This window comes from Pseudomonas sp. GW823-FHT06B06 (genome assembly GCF_058795195.1).
Genome location: NZ_JBXAHO010000049.1, coordinates 1 through 17,641, shown reverse-complemented (window position 1 = coordinate 17,641; position 17,641 = coordinate 1). Strand labels below are relative to the sequence as shown.

The following is a 17,641-nucleotide window of genomic DNA, read 5'->3' as shown; positions in this document are numbered from 1 at the left end:
AAGTTGCGGTCAGGAAGCAAACATATTCTGTACTTATTATAATGTTGTCTGGTTATAAAATTTGTTTAGACTCTCTAGTATATTAACAGCAGCAAGGAAGTTGCATCATGAGTGAAAGTAAGTACCGAGGCGATCCACGGGAGCTTGCCATTTTTGAAAGGCTACTGCCGCAAAGTGGTATGTTTCTGGTCGACGAAAGACTCGGTAAGGATTCATCGGTTATCTATCGTTCGAGAAACAATGAAATTGAAGCGGCCTGTATCAAGCGCCATCGACCCAGCCAGTCAAAGCCGGACTTCAGCGTGTACATAGAAGGTGACTACTGGGGAAATATGAATGGGAAGTTGTTTGAGGATGTGCCCGCACTGGCGTACGCACTCAAAAAAAGGGGCCTGACGCAAGTCGAGTTCTGAGTTATCTGCTGATGCAAAAAAAGCCCTGACTCCGTATGGAGCCAGGGCTTTTTATTTTGTTCAACGGCGACGGAACAACGGCAGCGGTTCGTCGGTGGCAGCCTGGTAGGTTACCGAGAAGTCCTTGAGACCTTCCAGGGCTTCGTACGGGTCTTTGTCGGCGCGAATCGCGAACGCATCGAAACCGCAGCGATGCAGGTAGAACAACTGGTCGCGCAGCACGTCGCCAATGGCTCGCAGTTCGCCTTTGAAACCGTAACGGTCACGCAGCAAACGGGCGTTGGAGTAGTTGCGGCCATCGGTGAAGGCCGGGAAGTTCAGGGCAATGACCTGGAATTGCGCCACGTCTTCACCGATTTCCTCGGCTTCTTCATCGGCATCGAGCCAGATGCCCAAGCCACCGTCGCGGGCCAGGAGCATACGGCTGTGTTCGCGCCACAGCTGCAACGGAACGATGTAGTCGTCGCAATTAGTGATCTCATCGATGCTGAAATCCTTGGGCAGCAAGTGCCAGGTTTCGTCGACGACTTCGTTGTTCTTAATGATTCGCTGCATAGACGCGCTCCTTGAAGAGGTCGATGCCAATACGCTGGTAGGTGTCGATGAAGCGTTCGTCTTCGGTACGTTGTTCGATGTACACGTCGATCAGCTTCTCGATCACGTCAGGCATGGCTTCCTGGGCAAAGGACGGGCCGAGGATCTTGCCCAGGCTGGCGTCGCGGCTGGCGCTGCCACCGAGGGAAACCTGATAGAACTCTTCGCCTTTCTTGTCCACCCCGAGGATGCCGATGTGGCCGACGTGGTGGTGGCCACAGGCGTTCATGCAACCGGAGATGTTCAGGTCCAGTTCGCCGATGTCGAACAGGTAGTCCAGGTCGTCGAAACGGCGCTGGATCGATTCGGCGATCGGGATCGACTTGGCGTTGGCCAGGGAGCAGAAATCGCCACCCGGGCAGCAGATGATGTCGGTCAGCAGGCCGATGTTCGGCGTGGCGAAACCTTTCTCGCGCAACTCGCCCCACAGGGTGAACAGCTTGTCCTGCTCGACATCGGCCAGGATGATGTTCTGCTCGTGGGAAGTACGCAATTGACCGAAGCTGTAACGGTCGGCCAGGTCGGCCACGGCGTCGAGCTGCTTGTCGGTGATGTCGCCCGGTGCAACGCCGGTCGGCTTCAGAGAAAGGGTCACGGCCACGTAGCCTGGCTTCTTGTGCGCCAGGGTATTGCGCGCGCGCCAGCGAGCGAAGCCTGGGTGTTGCTGGTCGAGTTCGGCCAGGGCGGCGGACTGGTCGTCCAGCGCCTTGTAGTCCGGGTCGACGAAGTGTTTGGCGACGCGATGCACTTCGGCTTCGGTCAGCGTGGTCTGGCCACCGCGCAGGTGTTCCATTTCCGCGTCGACTTTCTGGGCGAAGACTTCAGGCGTCAGCGCCTTGACCAGGATCTTGATGCGCGCCTTGTACTTGTTGTCACGACGACCATAGCGGTTGTAGACCCGCAGGATGGCGTCGAGGTAACTCAACAGGTCTTGCCATGGCAGGAATTCATTGATGAACGAGCCAACCACCGGAGTACGGCCCAGGCCACCGCCGACCAGCACCCGGAAGCCCAGCTCGCCAGCGGCGTTGTGCACCGGCTCCAGGCCGATGTCATGGACTTCGATGGCGGCACGGTCGGAGGTCGACCCGTTGACGGCGATCTTGAACTTGCGCGGCAGGTAGGCGAATTCCGGGTGGAAGGTGGTCCACTGGCGGACGATTTCGCACCACGGACGCGGATCGATCAGCTCGTCGGCAGCGACACCGGCGAACTGGTCGGTGGTGACGTTGCGCAGGCAGTTGCCGCTGGTCTGGATCGCGTGCATCTGCACGGTGGCCAGTTCAGCCAGGATGTCCGGGATGTCTTCCACGGCCGGCCAGTTGAACTGGACGTTCTGCCGGGTACTGATGTGGGCGTAGCCCTTGTCGTAGTCGCGGGCAATCTTGGCCATCATTCGCACCTGGCGCGACGTCAGCTGGCCGTAAGGCACGGCCACCCGCAACATCGGCGCGAAGCGCTGGATATACAGGCCATTTTGCAGGCGCAGGGGGCGGAATTCTTCTTCGCTCAGCTCGCCTGCCAGATAGCGTCGGGTCTGATCACGGAACTGCTTGACGCGGTCCTCGATGATCCGCTGATCGTATTCGTCGTATACGTACATATAAGTCCTGTTCTCAGGCTTGGGTCGCTCGGATACAGCTGCGTTTTTTGCTTGCCGCAGTCCAAGAGCCTCTGCAATTCTGCGCGCACGGCCGCGCACTCCTTAGGGAGCCGGGGCAAGATACCAGTTTGTAGTTATGCGCAAAAGTGATGTTTGAGTATATGTAAAGAACCAAAAGGACTAATGAGAATCGTTGTTTCAATGTCCCTGTTTGTGGTGCGGGGAATCGTCGTCTTTACTGTGATCGAGTCTTTCTGCAATCACCGATAAAACCGACAAGAGGCGATGCAATGAGCAACCCAACCAAAGCACGGAAAAGCGACAGTTCGGTCGATGCCTGGGCAATTCTGTTCCTGATCATCCTGGTCGTCGGCACTGCGGTATTCTGGGTCAGTCACCAATAAACCAACCCGTCCGGGTCTCTGCCGACGCTTGTCGGTTCGCTGGCTGTCATGCGCGGCGAATTTTCCGGAGGCCCGGGACGATCAATAGCGAAGTTTTCTACGCCGTTCGACATCCGTTCAGGTCGCAACGCTGATGGCTCATGCCCCGGCTAAAAGCAGCACCAACTGCACGATGCCGTACAGTGTCATTGCGAATACTGCCGTGAACAAGATCCCCAGGATCACAAAATGGCTGGGTTTGCCGTGAGTGAAGTCCCGCGCCCGGTTTTTCCCGCTCTGCACCCCGAACGCCGCCGCCATGACGCTGTGGAGCATCTGCCAAAACGTGGGTGGCTTGTTATCGACTGGATCGTCCATAAATCCCTCTTCAGCAAGGTGTGAGATCTCAGCATAGCCAAACAAACTGCCCGTTTCCCCCCATAAATATGTACCGCCATGCCGCCGGATGGCCGTGGTGTCCTGATGCGCTCTCAATCGAGCATCAGGAGCGACATCATGCCGGACCCTTCCATACCCGCTGAACCGGGATTTCACGTTCCGTTTATCAAGAGCCGTCTTCCCGACTGGACGCGTCACCTGGTCACCCCCCATCTCCAGGCCATGACACAGGCACGCAATCCAGCCCAGCGATTCATCAAGGCGTACCCTGAGCTGTATGCCAAGGCATCCCAGGCATTGCGCCAGGCCTTGCTCGACAGTCAGGCACAGAGCAGCGCTTCCAGCCAGGCGCTGGCCACGACTCTCAAGGATTTCAAAGGCATCACCGAGTTCGCCAAGCCATTGCTGACGGATGCATTGCAGAAAAAATTCGGTCAGGCGCCGGATGTCGTCAACACGGCGCTGTTTCATATGCGTTCGCCCAACCTGGCCGAAGAGCAGTCATTGTTGCAAGCGGCGCTGCGAAACTTCGAAGAAAATGAGCCTTTCGACGGCATTGCCCTGCAGGAGACCAGCGCGCTGGCGCCGGTGGGGGCACTGGAGCAGCATCTTTACGACGAACGCACCCAGTATCCGTTTGCGAAGGTGCGCTACAGCCTCCGTGACAAGTTGTCGATCAAGCCCGCGGCGTTCGCCAGCCTGTGCCGGGAACTGGACGTGGGCAAGCAGTATCAGGACCATCTGACGGCGGTGTTCGATGCGCCCGACAAGGCTGCGACGGTACGCCAGCAGACGATTGCGGCCGACAAGCAACGGATGCGCGTGCAGGCGCATATCGCTCTGATGAGGTCGGACATTGACACCGCAGACCATGCCACGGTGTTGGCGATGCTCGACGGTACCTCGCAGGAACGACTCGATGGCGAGTCAGTCCTCCACAGTCGGGTGGAGGTGTTTGGCTCTAAATTGAATGACGTGCTGATTATTGGCGCTGCATCGCGCAAAGTCAGAGAGACCCTGCAAAATCCCTGGCTCTTTCTTCTGCCGTTCACACCCGAACTGGCCAAACTGGTGCCTGATTCACGAGTCATCGTCTACATTCCAGGCGATCCCATCAGCCCCCTCAAGGCGTATGCCTCTGGCCGCGAGTTTGCCCGTGACCTGGCGATCAAGCTGCGTTCCGTCAGTTACCAGCGGTTCTTTGCCGGCTTTGTCGCGCAAGATGAGGCCGGTCGTTTTTTCCACCGGCTCAAGCGCCAGCTCAAGGTCCAGAAATGGGACCCGGCTCCGGTTTATCCCGGCCCACCCTATGCGCCGGGCGCATTCCTCAATGGCATGTATGTCGAGGTGTGGAACGAGAATGTCGACTTGGGCATGGATGAAAGCTTCATTGATGGCGAAGTGTTCGCAGCCCGTTATGAGTTTCATCTGGCCAGAATGAAGTCCAATGCCAGGCTGTTGGCCATACCCACCGCCGAGGTCGACCACGAAGCCTGGATGATGCGACTCCAACACTATGCCGAATGGGGGTTGAGCGTCTTGAACGTGGCAGCCTTTTTCGTGCCGGGACTGGGTGAGGTCATGCTCGCCGTCACCGCCGTGCAACTGACCTACGAGGTTTACCAAGGGGTGGAGGCGTGGAAAGAGGGGGACGCCGAGGAGGCCTGGAGCCATCTCACGTCAGTTGTGCAAAACGTAGCCTTCATGGCCGTGTTGGGCGCGGTAGCCAGCAAGGCGCCGCCGATCATCAACTCGCGGTTTGTCAGCAGGATGACCAGGATCACCACGCCTTTTGGTGAGCCGCGTTTGTGGAGTCCCGACCTGGCCCCCTACAAGAGCAGTGTGTCTGTGGAGGGGCTCGAGCCGAATGCATTGGGGCAATACAAGGTCGGGGACAAGACCTGTATTCGATACGAGGGCAATGTCTACGAAAAGAGCTTCGACCCGGCGCTGAAAAAATGGCGGATCCAGCACCCCGGCGATCCCCAGGCCTATCAACCGATCTTGCGGCATAACCAGCTCGGCGCCTGGCAGCACACGCTTGAAAGGCCGCTGGAGTGGGACCGCCCAACGTTGTTGCGCAGAATCGGGCCACAGATGGACGTTTTTTCGGATGCGCAGTTACAGCAAATTGCCGAGGCCAGCGGGGTCAGCGATGATGCGTTGCGCCAGATGCACATCGATCTCCAGCCACCGCCGCCGCAATTGGCCGAGACCATCAGATCGTTCAAGGCTGATCAACAAGTGCAGCAGTTGATTGATCAGATCCGCAACGGCGGTGACCTGGGCAGTGCTGGCGAGGCTGTCGTACCGCTGGCTGTTGGGCTGCCGGACTGGCCCGTCGAGGAGGTCCTGGAAGTCTTCGAGGGACCGGAACCCCGGGGGGCGTCGCAGCGCTTCGGTTCAGCGTCGGCAAGCAACAATGTAAAGCCCACGATCAAGATCACTCGAGCCGAAGTGCAGGCCGGAAAATTGCCGGAACGTATATTAGGGGCGCTTGACGAGCCACAAATCACCCGGTTACTCGGCGCACGCAGCGCACAACAAGACGCGAACCGCGTGCAGATGTTCAGGGACAGCCTGGCCAACCGCGCCCTGGATAGCAAAAAGTCCCTGGTCGACCGACTGCTCGCTGGCCAGCAGACGACGAATACCGATATTCAACGACTGCAGCGCAGTTTCCCTACGTTGTCGCCGGAGGGTGCGCGACAGGTGCTGGGCAATGCCAGTGCCGCCGAGCTGGCCCAATTGCGCAGCAGCACAAAAATACCCTTGCGCCAGGCGCAAGAAATTCGTGTCCATTTACAGCAGGGCGCTCTCAACCGGGCGCTCTGCGGTTTGCATCTGGAGAGCATGGCGTCTGTGGCCAGCGATCGCCTGGCGTTGCACAGCCTGGAGCAATGGCCCGGTTGGTCGATGGATATGCGCGTGGAGCTGCGTTCCGGCTCGATCAAGGGCCCATTGCTGGACAGCGTTGGCAGCGACAGTGCGACGTTTCGCAATTACCTGGTCAAGGGCGATGGCTATTTTCGCGCATACGACGCCCAAGGCAGGCCTCTCAACAACATCCCCGCCCATGGCCGCAATCTCTATGAATCGCTGCTGGAGTTCTTGCCCAACGCGACAAAGGCAACCCTGGAAGGTCATCAGGGCCAGGCCTTGCAAAGAAAACTGGCGAACCATGCCAGCACTCATCGCAACGACATGGCGCTAATCTTGAAACAGCGCCCGTTGAATGGCCCCGGGCCATCGCTGCGTTTGCCCAATGGCCGCCTGGGTTACCTGGCCAGTGGTCGTGGTGTCGGCTTTCATGATGCTGCATTGGTCTCCAGGGTCCGCGACCTTTACCCGAACATCTCCGATGCGCAAGCCAGCCAGTTCGTCAGAAACCGCCTGAGCGCGGGGGACACCGACCAGCAAGTGTTCAATCTGTTGAACAACCGTCAGCGGGAATTCGACGCATTGGAAACCGCATTGAACAACTGGGTCGACGCTGTCGTGCCGGCCCCTGCTGGTGGGCAGTCACGCCGGGTGATCGCCGATCGGCTGATCCATTGCTGGCGCTATGGTCTTTACCGAGAGTTTGAGCCCGCTTTCCATCTGAATTTAAGCGGTGCTGACACGTTGCCGGAGTGGAAAGCCGATTTCTCCCATGTGCGTAGTGTGCAACTGGACACTGGGCAGCTAATCGGTAACTCGGGCAATGAACTGCTTCAGCGGTTTCCAAAGATCAAAAAGCTGGATCTCTCCGTGGAAGTGCGGGATATGGCGGCTCTGGCGGAAAAACTGCCTGAATTGACAGAGATTACCGAGCTCGCCGTTGATGGCGCATCGCAGACCTATACGCCGCAGTTGGTGCAGGCGCTACAGGGAATGACGCAGCTGGAGCAGCTGTCGCTCAAGGGCGATATCGGTGTAATGGACTTCGGCACGCTGACGAATCTGCGGTCCTTGAGGTTGGCGGGGAATTTGACCGAGTGGCCGACCGGGGTGTCGGGCCTGAACAGGCTGGAAACCCTCGATCTACAGCGAATGCCGATCAAATCGCTGCCTGACGAGTTGTTCAGTGGGCGGGAGTCGATATGGCGTTGCCTGCAGCTGGATTGGGCGGCCCTGGAACCGCAAGCTTTCTTGAAGGCCTTTGAGTATGTGCATGAAAACCCGGCGCATCTGGTCAACGAGCCACAAATGATTGCCCAGTACTGTGCAGGACGTTTGTCGAAGCTGGCACCCAATGATTACACCTTTGCATCAGACGCAATGGCGCGTTTCAGTCGCGACGGGCTATCGGGACGGGCATTGCTGGAAAAGGTTGATGCACTGCACGAGCAGCATCTGGCTTTGACTCAGTCATTGGACGCCTGGAAGGGCAGGGTTGTGCGGGTCGATGGCCGGCAAATGGAGATCGCGCACCGTGAGCTGATCGCTGAAAGAATTGGCGAGTCCGCTCGCAAGGGGCTGCGTGCACGGTACTTCCCCGCTGAGCCTGTAGCGGGTCCGTCGTGGTGGCAAGGTGATGCAGCGAATGAAGTGTTGGACCTGACGGGGTTTGGGCCGCTGGGCGATTTACCCGTGCTCGGCGATTCGGCCTTTCCCCATGTGCGCAGTTTGATCCTCAGTGGCAGCGGACTTTCGACCGTGCAGGTCAATGAGTTTCTGAGTGGATTTGCGCAACTGCGTTCCCTCAATCTCAGCTCCAACCAACTGACCGGGCTGCCGCAGGCCATTGATGCGCTCGGAGAGCTCAGCGAGTTGAACCTCTCATTCAATCAGATAAGGATCACGGCGTCAGCGCAAGCGCGGTTGAATCGCTTGCCCCACCTGAAAACGCTGAACCTGGCGTACAACCGGCTCGACGCGCTTGAGGTCGGTTCGATGACCGGCCTGCAGAGCCTGGACCTGAGTCATACCCATCTGCGTAACTGGCCCGAGGGCGTGTTGTCATTGCCCAACCTGCGCCGTCTGGCCCTGAATCACAGTGGCATTACCGACATCCCTGCCGCAGCCTTGACCGGGCATGATCAGCTGTTGGCGGGAACCTCGCTGCAAGGTTGCCGGCTGAGCCCGCAAGCAGTGACGGCGGTGCGTACATACGCGCAACGCACGTCATCCCTTAACCCGATGGCTATTGCGCCAGTGCACCTGTCGGCCGGACGAACCGGAGGCGATCCGGAATTCTTTCCGGATGAAGTATCGGAGCACCCGGACTTTTTATTGCCTTTGCATCTGGAGCCCGGCGAAGGTGATTTGCCCCGGACCGCAGCCTCCAGACTGCAGCGCCTTGATCCTCAGCTGGGTGATACGCAAGCCGTTGAACGGATCGACGCATGGCTTGCCCAGGGTATGACTGCCCTGGAAATTGAAGCCCGGCTGGTCGAGTGGCAGCAACAGCAGACGCAATTGATCAAGCATTTGAATGACTGGATCGATGTTCCGGCCGTTCGCAGTCGCCAGGGTTGGGTCAGCGCGGTAGACCGCCGCCGGGCGGCTGACCAGCTTCTGGAGTGCTGGCGAGCCACCTTGCGAGATGTTCCCGCGGCCGAGGGAGCACCGACCGATGCTGTGCTTGATTTCACCGGCCTGATCATCGGCAACTTGCCGGCCTTGCCGGTCACGTTCGAGCAGATCGGTGCATTGGACCTTAGCGGTGTCGGGCTCACGGAAAGTTCGGACGCGTTCCTGCATTCGTTTCCGCGGTTGCGTAGCCTGACGCTCAATCGCAACGGCCTGGGCACCTTGCCTGAGGCTGTGGGGCAATGTGAACACCTCACCCGGTTGAGCGCCACGTATAACGATCTGCGTGCCAGTGATGAGTTGTCGCGCCAGTTGCGCTCGCTGAGGCATCTGCAATGGCTGGACTTGAGCGAGAACCGCATTGCCAGCTTTGCTGTCACCGGTCTTGAGCAGTTGCAAGGGCTGAATCTGAGCAACAACAATCTTTGGGAATGGCCCCAGGGCGTATTGGATGCGCCGGCGCTGACGACCCTCAACCTGAGTCGCAACCAGATAGAGGTAATTCCTCCCGCTGCCTTGCTGCCTGAGCACGCTACCTTGATGGCCGGCACCAACATGACCGACAACGTCGATCTGGAACTGGAGGACATGTTACGACTGCAGCAGTACATGGAGGAAACGGGCATTGGCTTGGGGTTTACCTCGCAAGAGATTGAACGACTGCTCGAAGGCTACGGGCCTGAATCGGGCGACAGTTTCGAGAGCTCTGATGAGGAGGTTCATCCCGACCATGAGACGCCGCAAGTACAAAAGGCGCGGTGGTTTGCCGGCGTGGCGGCAGACTCGGAAAAACACCAGATGTGGAGCGCCTTGATGGAGCAGGACACCACCCAGGACTTTGCATACATTCTCTCGCAACTCCAGCATGCCCGGGACTTTGTCGCCGATCGCGTGGACCTCACGCAGCGCGTCTGGCGTGTCCTTGAAGCCGCTTATGGCGATCAAGCGCTGAGCGAACGGTTAATTGTTCTGTCGAAGGCACTACGGAGTCGCGCGACCTGTGGTGACGGTCGGATACTGTTGTTCAACGAGCTGGAAATCGAGGTCTATGAGTTCAATGCCTTGAAGGCCATTGCCCCGGAACACAAAGGTCGCGAGCTGCTGAAACTGTCAAGAAACCTGTTCCGCCTGGCGCAGGTCGAGGAGATTGCCAAAACGCGTATCAGGCTCAGGCCCGCTATCGATCCTGCCGAGATTCGCCTGGCCTATCGAGTCGGCCTGGCTCAGCGTCTTGAATTGCCCAGCCAGCCCAAAGGCATGGTGTACGAGAGCTTGGCGCAGGTGACGCCAGCGGATCTGGACGAAGCGTACGCAATGATCCTCGCCGAGGAAAAGACGCCGGTGTTCATCGAGCAACTGACCGCGCGTAAATACTGGCGAGACTATCTGGAGGAGAAATACCCTGGGGAGATTACCAGGGTGCAACAGGATTTCCAGGACAAGGTCAGTGAGCTGGAGGATAAATACCCGGAGCTCAATACCGCCTACCTGCAGGAGGTGGACGCCCTGGATACCGTCAATAAAGCCAACCGCCTGCAACTGCTGACCACACTCAGCGAACGTGAGGTAGCCGAGTTGGGCGCACAGGCCTGATCGTCAGCCGGCAACGCTCTGGAGTCAGCACAGGTCTGCCTCCAGAGCCCAAGGCTCGGATCAATCAGTTGTCATACCCAAGGTTGGGCGCCAGCCAGCGCTCGGTGACGCTCAACTCCTGACCTTTGCGCGACGTGTAGCTCTGCACCTGGTCCTTGTCGATCTTGCCCACGGCAAAATACTGCGCCTGCGGATGGGCGAAGTACCAACCGCTGACCGCCGCCGCCGGGAACATCGCATAGTGCTCGGTGAGGAACACGCCGCTGCGGCCGGCGCGCATTTCACTGGCCTCAGGGTCGAGCAGGGCGAACAGGGTGCTTTTCTCGGTGTGATCCGGGCACGCCGGGTAGCCCGGGGCAGGGCGGATGCCGCTGTATTGCTCTTTGATCAACGCCTCGTTGTCGAGCGTCTCGTCCTTGGCGTAACCCCAGTACTCTTTACGCACCTGTTGGTGCAGCCACTCGGCGCAAGCCTCGGCCAGGCGGTCGGCGAGGGCCTTGACCATGATCGAATTGTAATCGTCGCCAGCGTCCTGGTAAGCCTTGGCCACCTCTTCGGCACCGATGCCGGCGGTGGTGATGAAACCGCCCACGTAGTCGGTGACTTCGCTGTCCTTGGGTGCGACAAAATCAGCTAAGGAGAAATTCGGCTTGCCGTCGGTCTTGATGATCTGTTGGCGCAAGTGATGCAGCTTGGCCAGGGGCTTGCCGTCATCGCCGTAAAGTTCGATGTCGTCGTCGCGTACCTGGTTGGCCGGCCAGAAGCCGAACACCGCTCGGGCGCTGATCAGCTTCTCGTCGATCAGTTTGGCAAGCATTTCCTGGGCATCGGCATACAACGCCGTAGCGGCTTCACCGACCACTTCATCCTGGAGGATGCGCGGGAACTTGCCGGCCAGGTCCCAGGAAATGAAGAACGGCGTCCAGTCGATGTATTCGGCCAGGACTTTCAGGTCGATGTTGTCCAACACCTTGGCGCCGGTAAAGGTCGGCTTGACCGGCGTGTAGGTGCTCCAGTCGAACTGAGGTTTCTTGGCGATCGCCGCCGCGTAGCTCAGGCGTTCGGTACGGGCGCTGCGGTTGGCGGTGCGCTCGCGCACTTCGATGTATTCCTCGCGGGTTCTCTCGACGAAGCCGGCCTTCAGTTCCTTGGACAGCAACTGGGTCGCCACGCCGACAGCGCGAGAGGCGTCGGTGACATACACCACCGCATCGTTGCTGTACTTGGGTTCGATCTTCACCGCCGTGTGCGCCTTGGACGTGGTGGCGCCACCGATCATCAACGGCAGGTGGAAATCCTGGCGCTGCATCTCGCGGGCCACATGGACCATTTCATCCAGCGATGGCGTGATCAGGCCGGACAGGCCGATGATGTCGCACTTCTGCTCCTTGGCGACCTGCAGGATCTTCTCCGCCGGTACCATCACGCCTAGGTCGACGATGTCGTAGCCGTTACAGCCCAGCACCACGCCGACGATGTTCTTACCGATGTCGTGCACGTCACCCTTCACGGTGGCCATGAGGATCTTGCCCTTGGCTTCCGGCTTGTCGCCTTTTTCAAGTTCGATGAACGGGATCAGGTGCGCCACGGCTTGTTTCATCACCCGGGCGGATTTCACCACTTGCGGCAGGAACATCTTGCCGGCACCGAACAGGTCGCCGACGATGTTCATGCCGGACATCAGCGGCCCTTCGATCACTTCGATCGGGCGGGCAAAGGACTGGCGCGACTCTTCGGTGTCTTCGACGATGTGCGTGGTGATGCCCTTGACCAGCGCATGCTCCAGGCGCTTGTTGACGTCCCAGTTGCGCCACTCTTCGGTCTCGGCTTCCTTGACGCTGCCATCGCCCTTGTACTTGTCGGCGATGGCGAGCAGGGCGTCGGTGCCTTCAGGGGTGCGGTTGAGGATCACGTCTTCAACGGCGTCGCGCAGCTCGACAGGGATCTGGTCGTAGATTTCCAGCTGGCCGGCGTTGACGATGCCCATGGTCAGGCCCGCGCGGATCGCGTACAGCAGGAACACCGAGTGGATCGCCTCGCGCACCGGGTTGTTGCCGCGGAACGAGAACGACACGTTGGACACGCCGCCCGACGTCAGCGCATAGGGCAGTTCGTCGCGGATGTAGGCACAGGCGTTGATGAAGTCCACGGCATAGTTGTTGTGTTCTTCGATGCCGGTGGCCACGGCAAAGATGTTCGGGTCGAAGATGATGTCTTCCGGCGGGAAGCCGACGTCATTGACCAGAATGTCGTAGGAGCGTTTGCAGATCTCTTTCTTGCGCGCTTCGGTGTCGGCCTGGCCGGCTTCGTCGAAGGCCATCACTACCACGGCGGCGCCGTAGCGCTTGCACAGCTTGGCGTGGTGGATGAACTGCTCGACGCCTTCTTTCATGCTGATCGAGTTGACGATACCCTTGCCCTGGATGCACTTGAGACCGGCTTCGATCACTTCCCACTTGGAGGAGTCGATCATGATCGGTACGCGGGAGATGTCCGGTTCACCGGCAATCAGATTGAGGAAGGTCACCATGGCCTTCTTCGAATCAAGCATCCCTTCGTCCATGTTGATATCGATCACCTGGGCGCCGGCCTCAACCTGCTGCAGGGCGACTTCCAGGGCTTCGGTGTAGTTGTCTTCACGGATCAGGCGGGCAAACTTGGCCGAGCCGGTGATGTTGGTGCGCTCGCCGACGTTGACGAACAGCGAATTGCGATCGATGGTGAACGGCTCCAGGCCCGAGAGACGGCAGGCCTTGGGGATTTCCGGAATCTGGCGTGGCGCATAGCCAGCCACGGCCTTGGCGATGGCTTCGATGTGGCCCGGGGTGGTGCCGCAGCAGCCGCCGACGATGTTGAGGAAGCCGCTTTGGGCGAATTCCTCGATGACCTTGGCGGTTTGCGCCGGCAGTTCGTCGTACTCGCCGAACTCGTTGGGCAGGCCGGCGTTCGGGTGCGCGGAAACGTGGGTGCCTGCCTTGTTCGACAGCTCTTCGAGGTACGGGCGCAGTTCGCTGGCGCCCAGGGCGCAGTTCAGGCCGACCGAGATCGGCTTGGCGTGGGCCACGGAGTTCCAGAACGCTTCGGTGGTCTGCCCGGACAGGGTGCGGCCGGAGGCGTCGGTGATGGTGCCGGAAATCATGATCGGCAATTCGATGCCCAGTTCTTCGAATACGCCCTGTACGGCAAAGATCGCGGCCTTGGCGTTGAGGGTGTCGAAGATGGTTTCGATCAGGATCAGGTCGGCGCCGCCCTCGATCAGGCCTTTGGTGGCCTCGGTGTAGTTTTCCACCAGTTCATCGAATGTCACGTTGCGGTAGCCCGGGTTGTTCACGTCCGGCGACAAGGAACAGGTGCGGCTGGTCGGGCCGAGTACGCCGGCAACGAAACGCGGCTTGTCCGGGTTCTCAGCGGTTTTGGCATCGGCGACCTTGCGCGCCAGGCGAGCGCCTTCTACGTTCAATTCGTAGGCCAGTTCCTCCATGCCGTAATCGGCCATGGAAATCCGGGTGGCGTTGAAGGTATTGGTTTCCAGGATATCGGCACCGGCATCCAGATAGGCTTTCTCGATGCCACCAATCACGTCCGGGCGCGTCAGCACCAACAGGTCGTTGTTGCCTTTGACATCGCTCGGCCAGTCGGCGAAACGTTTGCCACGGTAATCCTGCTCTTCGAGCTTGTAGCTCTGGATCATCGTACCCATGCCGCCATCGAGAATCAGGATGCGCTCTTTGAGGGCGTGCTTGAGGGCTTGGAGGCGAACGCTGCGATCGGACATTGGGACTACTCGGAAAGACCATGACGAAGGGCCGGGATGATAGCAAACCTGTGCGCTTTTAGAGCATGTCCGGGTTTTTCATGAATATCGCTCATGTTGGTGTGGCGTCCAGCCCGGTAGAATCGCGGCGTTTTCTAAAGGATCGGGACCAGGGACATGTCGTATCGCGTCGTCATCGCCAGTGTGTTGATGTTTTTGAGCTGGGGCGCGTCCGCGCAAAGTCCCGCGATTTCCCCTGCAATCTCCTACACCCGCGATGTACAGCCAATCTTTACCGAAAAGTGCGTGGCCTGCCATGCCTGCAACGACGCCCCCTGTCAGCTCAATCTGGGCAGCGGCGAAGGTGCGGCACGTGGCGCGACGAAAGTCCCGGTGTACGACGGTGAACGAAGCCAGGCTGCTGCGCCGAGCCGACTGTTCTATGACGCGTTCGGCAAGCGGGCCTGGCAACAAAAAGGCTTCCAGTCGGTGCTCGACGCCCAGGGCAATCAGGCGGCATTGATGACGCGCATGCTTGAGCTGGGTCATACCAATCGCCTGCAACCCAATGCCAAATTGCCCGAGGACATCGTCCTGGGCCTCAATCGCAACAATATGTGCGCCTTGCCTGCCGAGTTCGACGGTTATGCCAGCGCGCATCCCAAGGAGGGCATGCCCTTGGCGGTCACCGGCCTGACCGACCAGCAATACCAGACGCTGCAACGCTGGCTGGCCTCGGGTGCGCCGATCGATGAACAGGCCCTGGTGCCCAGCGCGAAGGAAGCGTTGCAAGTGGTGCAGTGGGAGAACCTGCTCAACGCACCGGGCGCGCGACAGAGTCTGGTGGGGCGCTGGTTGTTCGAGCACTGGTTTCTCGCGCACCTCTATTTCAAGGACGGCGAGCCGGGGCATTTCTTCCAATGGGTGCGATCTCGCACGCCGACTGGCCAGCCCATCGACCTGATCAACACCCGTCGGCCGAACGACGACCCCGGCACTCAGGTGTATTACCGCTTGCGGCCGGTGCAGGGCGTGATCGTGCACAAGACGCACATCACTTATCCGTTGAGCGCGGCGAAGCTGGCCCGGGTCAAAAGCCTGTTTTACAACGGCAATTGGCAGGTCAACGCCTTGCCGGGCTACGGCCCGGAACGCCGGGCCAATCCGTTTACCACCTTCGAAGCGATCCCGGCCCAGGCGCGTTATCAATTCATGCTCGATAACGCCGAGTATTTTGTGCGCACCTTTATTCGCGGCCCTGTCTGCCGTGGGCAAATCGCGACCGATGTGATCCGCGACAACTTCTGGGCGTTGTTCCAGGCACCGGAACACGACCTCTACATCATCGACCCGAACTACCGCGGCCAGGCGACGCCGTTGCTGGCGATGCCGGGGCAGAACGACGACGTTGGCAGTGTCCTGAGCCTGTGGCACGACTACCGCGACAAGCGTAACGAATACGAAGCCCTGCGCCGGGACAGCTATGCCGATCTGCCGGCGCCGAGCTGGTCGAGCCTGTGGGCTGGCAACGACAACGCACTATTGAGCATTTTCCGCCATTTCGACAGCGCCGCGGTGACCAAGGGCCTGATCGGCGATGTACCGCAGACGATGTGGTTGTTCGACTTCCCGCTGCTGGAGCGTACCTACTACCAGTTGGCGGTGAATTTCGACGTGTTCGGCAATGTTTCCCACCAGGCCCAGACGCGCTTGTATTTCGACCTGATCCGCAATGGCGCCGAGCAGAATTTCCTGCGCCTGATGCCGGCCGACTCCCGGGAGGGCTACCTCGACGATTGGTACCAGAGCAGCGGGAAATTCAAGATGTGGCTGGACTATGAGGCCATCGATGACGACACGCCGACCGCACTGAAACTCGATGAGAAGGACCCCAAGCGTGACTTCGCCATGCAACTGCTGGCACGCTACGGCGAGCTGAACGCCACCCCTGATCCGATCAACCGATGCGACGGCGCGTATTGCTCGCGGCCGAACATCGATCCGGCCCTGCAGGCCACCGAGCAGGCCTTGAGTCGCCTGGCCTCACGTCCGGCGGCAGGCCTGCGGGTCATCGATCAACTGCCGGAAGCGACCATGCTGCGCGTCGAAACGGCGAGTGGGCAGCGAGTGGTCTATAGCCTGCTGCGCAACCGGGCGCACAGCAACGTGGCGTTCCTGCTGGGTGAGTCGCTACGGTTTCAACCGGGGCTGGATACGCTCACCATTTTCCCGGGCGTACTCAGCAGTTACCCGAACTTCATGTTCAATATTGCCGCCGATCAAGTGCCTGAGTTCGTCGATGCGATGGAAAACGCCAAGGATGCCGAGCGCTTCGAGAAAATCGTCGAGCGCTGGGGAGTCCGCCGCAGTCATCCGCAGTTCTGGCAGTATTTCCATGACCTGAGCCGCTATATCCACGAAACCGAGCCGGTGGAAGAGGGCGTGCTGGACATGAATCGCTACGAGAACCTGTAATCACGCTTAACACCCGTAGGAGCTGCCGCAGGCTGCGATCTTTTGATCTTGAAAACCAGAATCAAAAGATCGCAGCCTGCGGCAGCTCCTACAGGGGGATTGTCGGAATCTTTCCCGACAAAAATACTAGGACTTTGTCCGGCGCGATGATTGGCGTAAACTGCGCCCAAGCCTGCGAGGAGTTTCCATGACCGCTATTACCATCACCGACGCCGCCCACGATTACCTGGCTGATCTGCTCTCCAAGCAGAACACCCCGGGTATCGGCATCCGCGTCTTCATCACCCAGCCTGGCACCCAATACGCCGAAACCTGCATTGCGTACTGCAAGCCGGGCGAAGAAAAACCCGAAGACACCGCGCTGGGGCTGAAAAGCTTCACCGCTTACATCGACCATTTCAGCGAAGCGTTCCTGGACGATGCCGTTGTCGACTATGCCACCGACCGCATGGGCGGCCAGTTGACCATCAAGGCGCCAAACGCCAAAGTGCCGATGGTCAACGCCGACAGCCCGGTCAACGAGCGCATCAACTACTACCTGCAAACCGAGATCAATCCTGGGTTGGCCAGCCACGGCGGCCAGGTCAGCCTGATCGACGTGGTCGAAGACGGCATTGCCGTCCTGCAATTCGGCGGCGGTTGCCAAGGCTGCGGCCAGGCTGACGTGACCTTGAAGGAAGGCATTGAGCGCACCTTGCTCGAGCGTATTCCCGAGCTCAAGGGCGTGCGCGACGTGACCGACCACACGCAGAAAGAAAACGCCTACTACTAAGGTGTTCGCTGCAAAATGAAAAAACGGCGCCCATCGTGAGCGCCGATCGTTCCCACGCTCTGCGTCACTAGTGTCCGGTAAAAACCGAAGGGGGAGCTTGCTCCCCCTTGCTGTTGGCGGCCGTCAGTCATAATCGGATTT

General features: G+C 59.4%; 8 protein-coding genes. 4 read left to right on the top strand and 4 right to left on the bottom strand.

The genetic code is table 11. The features are described 5' to 3' along the window. The first annotated feature begins 107 nt into the window (after positions 1-107). The gene (locus AC1Q8Q_RS28795; RefSeq protein ID WP_020799150.1) at positions 108-413 is read left to right on the top strand and encodes a hypothetical protein; all 306 of its coding nucleotides are present in this window, start codon (positions 108-110) and stop codon (positions 411-413) included. Between the two features lie 60 nt (positions 414-473). On the opposite strand, the gene AC1Q8Q_RS28790 is transcribed toward AC1Q8Q_RS28795, so the two are convergent. The 3 genes from AC1Q8Q_RS28790 to AC1Q8Q_RS28780 all read right to left on the bottom strand — a co-directional run bounded on the left by AC1Q8Q_RS28790 (position 474) and on the right by AC1Q8Q_RS28780 (position 3,371). After that, positions 474-968 carry a DUF934 domain-containing protein gene (locus AC1Q8Q_RS28790; protein WP_033041115.1) on the bottom strand — a complete coding sequence of 165 codons (495 nt, stop codon included), beginning with the start codon at positions 966-968 and terminating at the stop codon, positions 474-476. Beyond that, positions 952-2,610, bottom strand: a complete 1,659-nt coding sequence (locus tag AC1Q8Q_RS28785; protein WP_020799148.1) for a nitrite/sulfite reductase — start codon at positions 2,608-2,610, stop codon at positions 952-954. The genes AC1Q8Q_RS28790 and AC1Q8Q_RS28785 overlap by 17 nt, the downstream gene beginning before the upstream one ends. A 542-nt stretch (positions 2,611-3,152) precedes the next feature. Continuing rightward, on the bottom strand, positions 3,153-3,371 hold the full coding sequence (locus AC1Q8Q_RS28780; protein ID WP_020799147.1) for a DUF2970 domain-containing protein: 219 nt from the start codon (positions 3,369-3,371) through the stop codon (positions 3,153-3,155). A 138-nt stretch (positions 3,372-3,509) separates the two neighbouring features. Here AC1Q8Q_RS28780 and AC1Q8Q_RS28775 point away from each other — a divergent pair, with 138 nt between their 5' ends. Then, positions 3,510-10,499, top strand: a complete 6,990-nt coding sequence (locus tag AC1Q8Q_RS28775) for an NEL-type E3 ubiquitin ligase domain-containing protein (RefSeq protein ID WP_492615809.1) — start codon at positions 3,510-3,512, stop codon at positions 10,497-10,499. Positions 10,500-10,563: 64 nt separating this feature from the next. Here the strand turns inward: AC1Q8Q_RS28775 and metH are convergent, their stop codons facing one another. Then, on the bottom strand, positions 10,564-14,274 hold the full coding sequence (metH, locus tag AC1Q8Q_RS28770) for a methionine synthase (protein WP_432668237.1): 3,711 nt from the start codon (positions 14,272-14,274) through the stop codon (positions 10,564-10,566). 156 nt (positions 14,275-14,430) lie between these two features. Here metH and AC1Q8Q_RS28765 point away from each other — a divergent pair, with 156 nt between their 5' ends. After that, complete coding sequence (locus tag AC1Q8Q_RS28765; RefSeq protein ID WP_492615808.1) at positions 14,431-16,728, top strand: fatty acid cis/trans isomerase; 2,298 nt, start codon at positions 14,431-14,433, stop codon at positions 16,726-16,728. Between the two features lie 187 nt (positions 16,729-16,915). After that, positions 16,916-17,500 (top strand): Fe-S biogenesis protein NfuA, encoded by a 585-nt coding sequence (gene nfuA / locus AC1Q8Q_RS28760; protein WP_007912592.1) that lies wholly within the window; start codon positions 16,916-16,918, stop codon positions 17,498-17,500. Positions 17,501-17,641 lie beyond the last annotated feature (141 nt).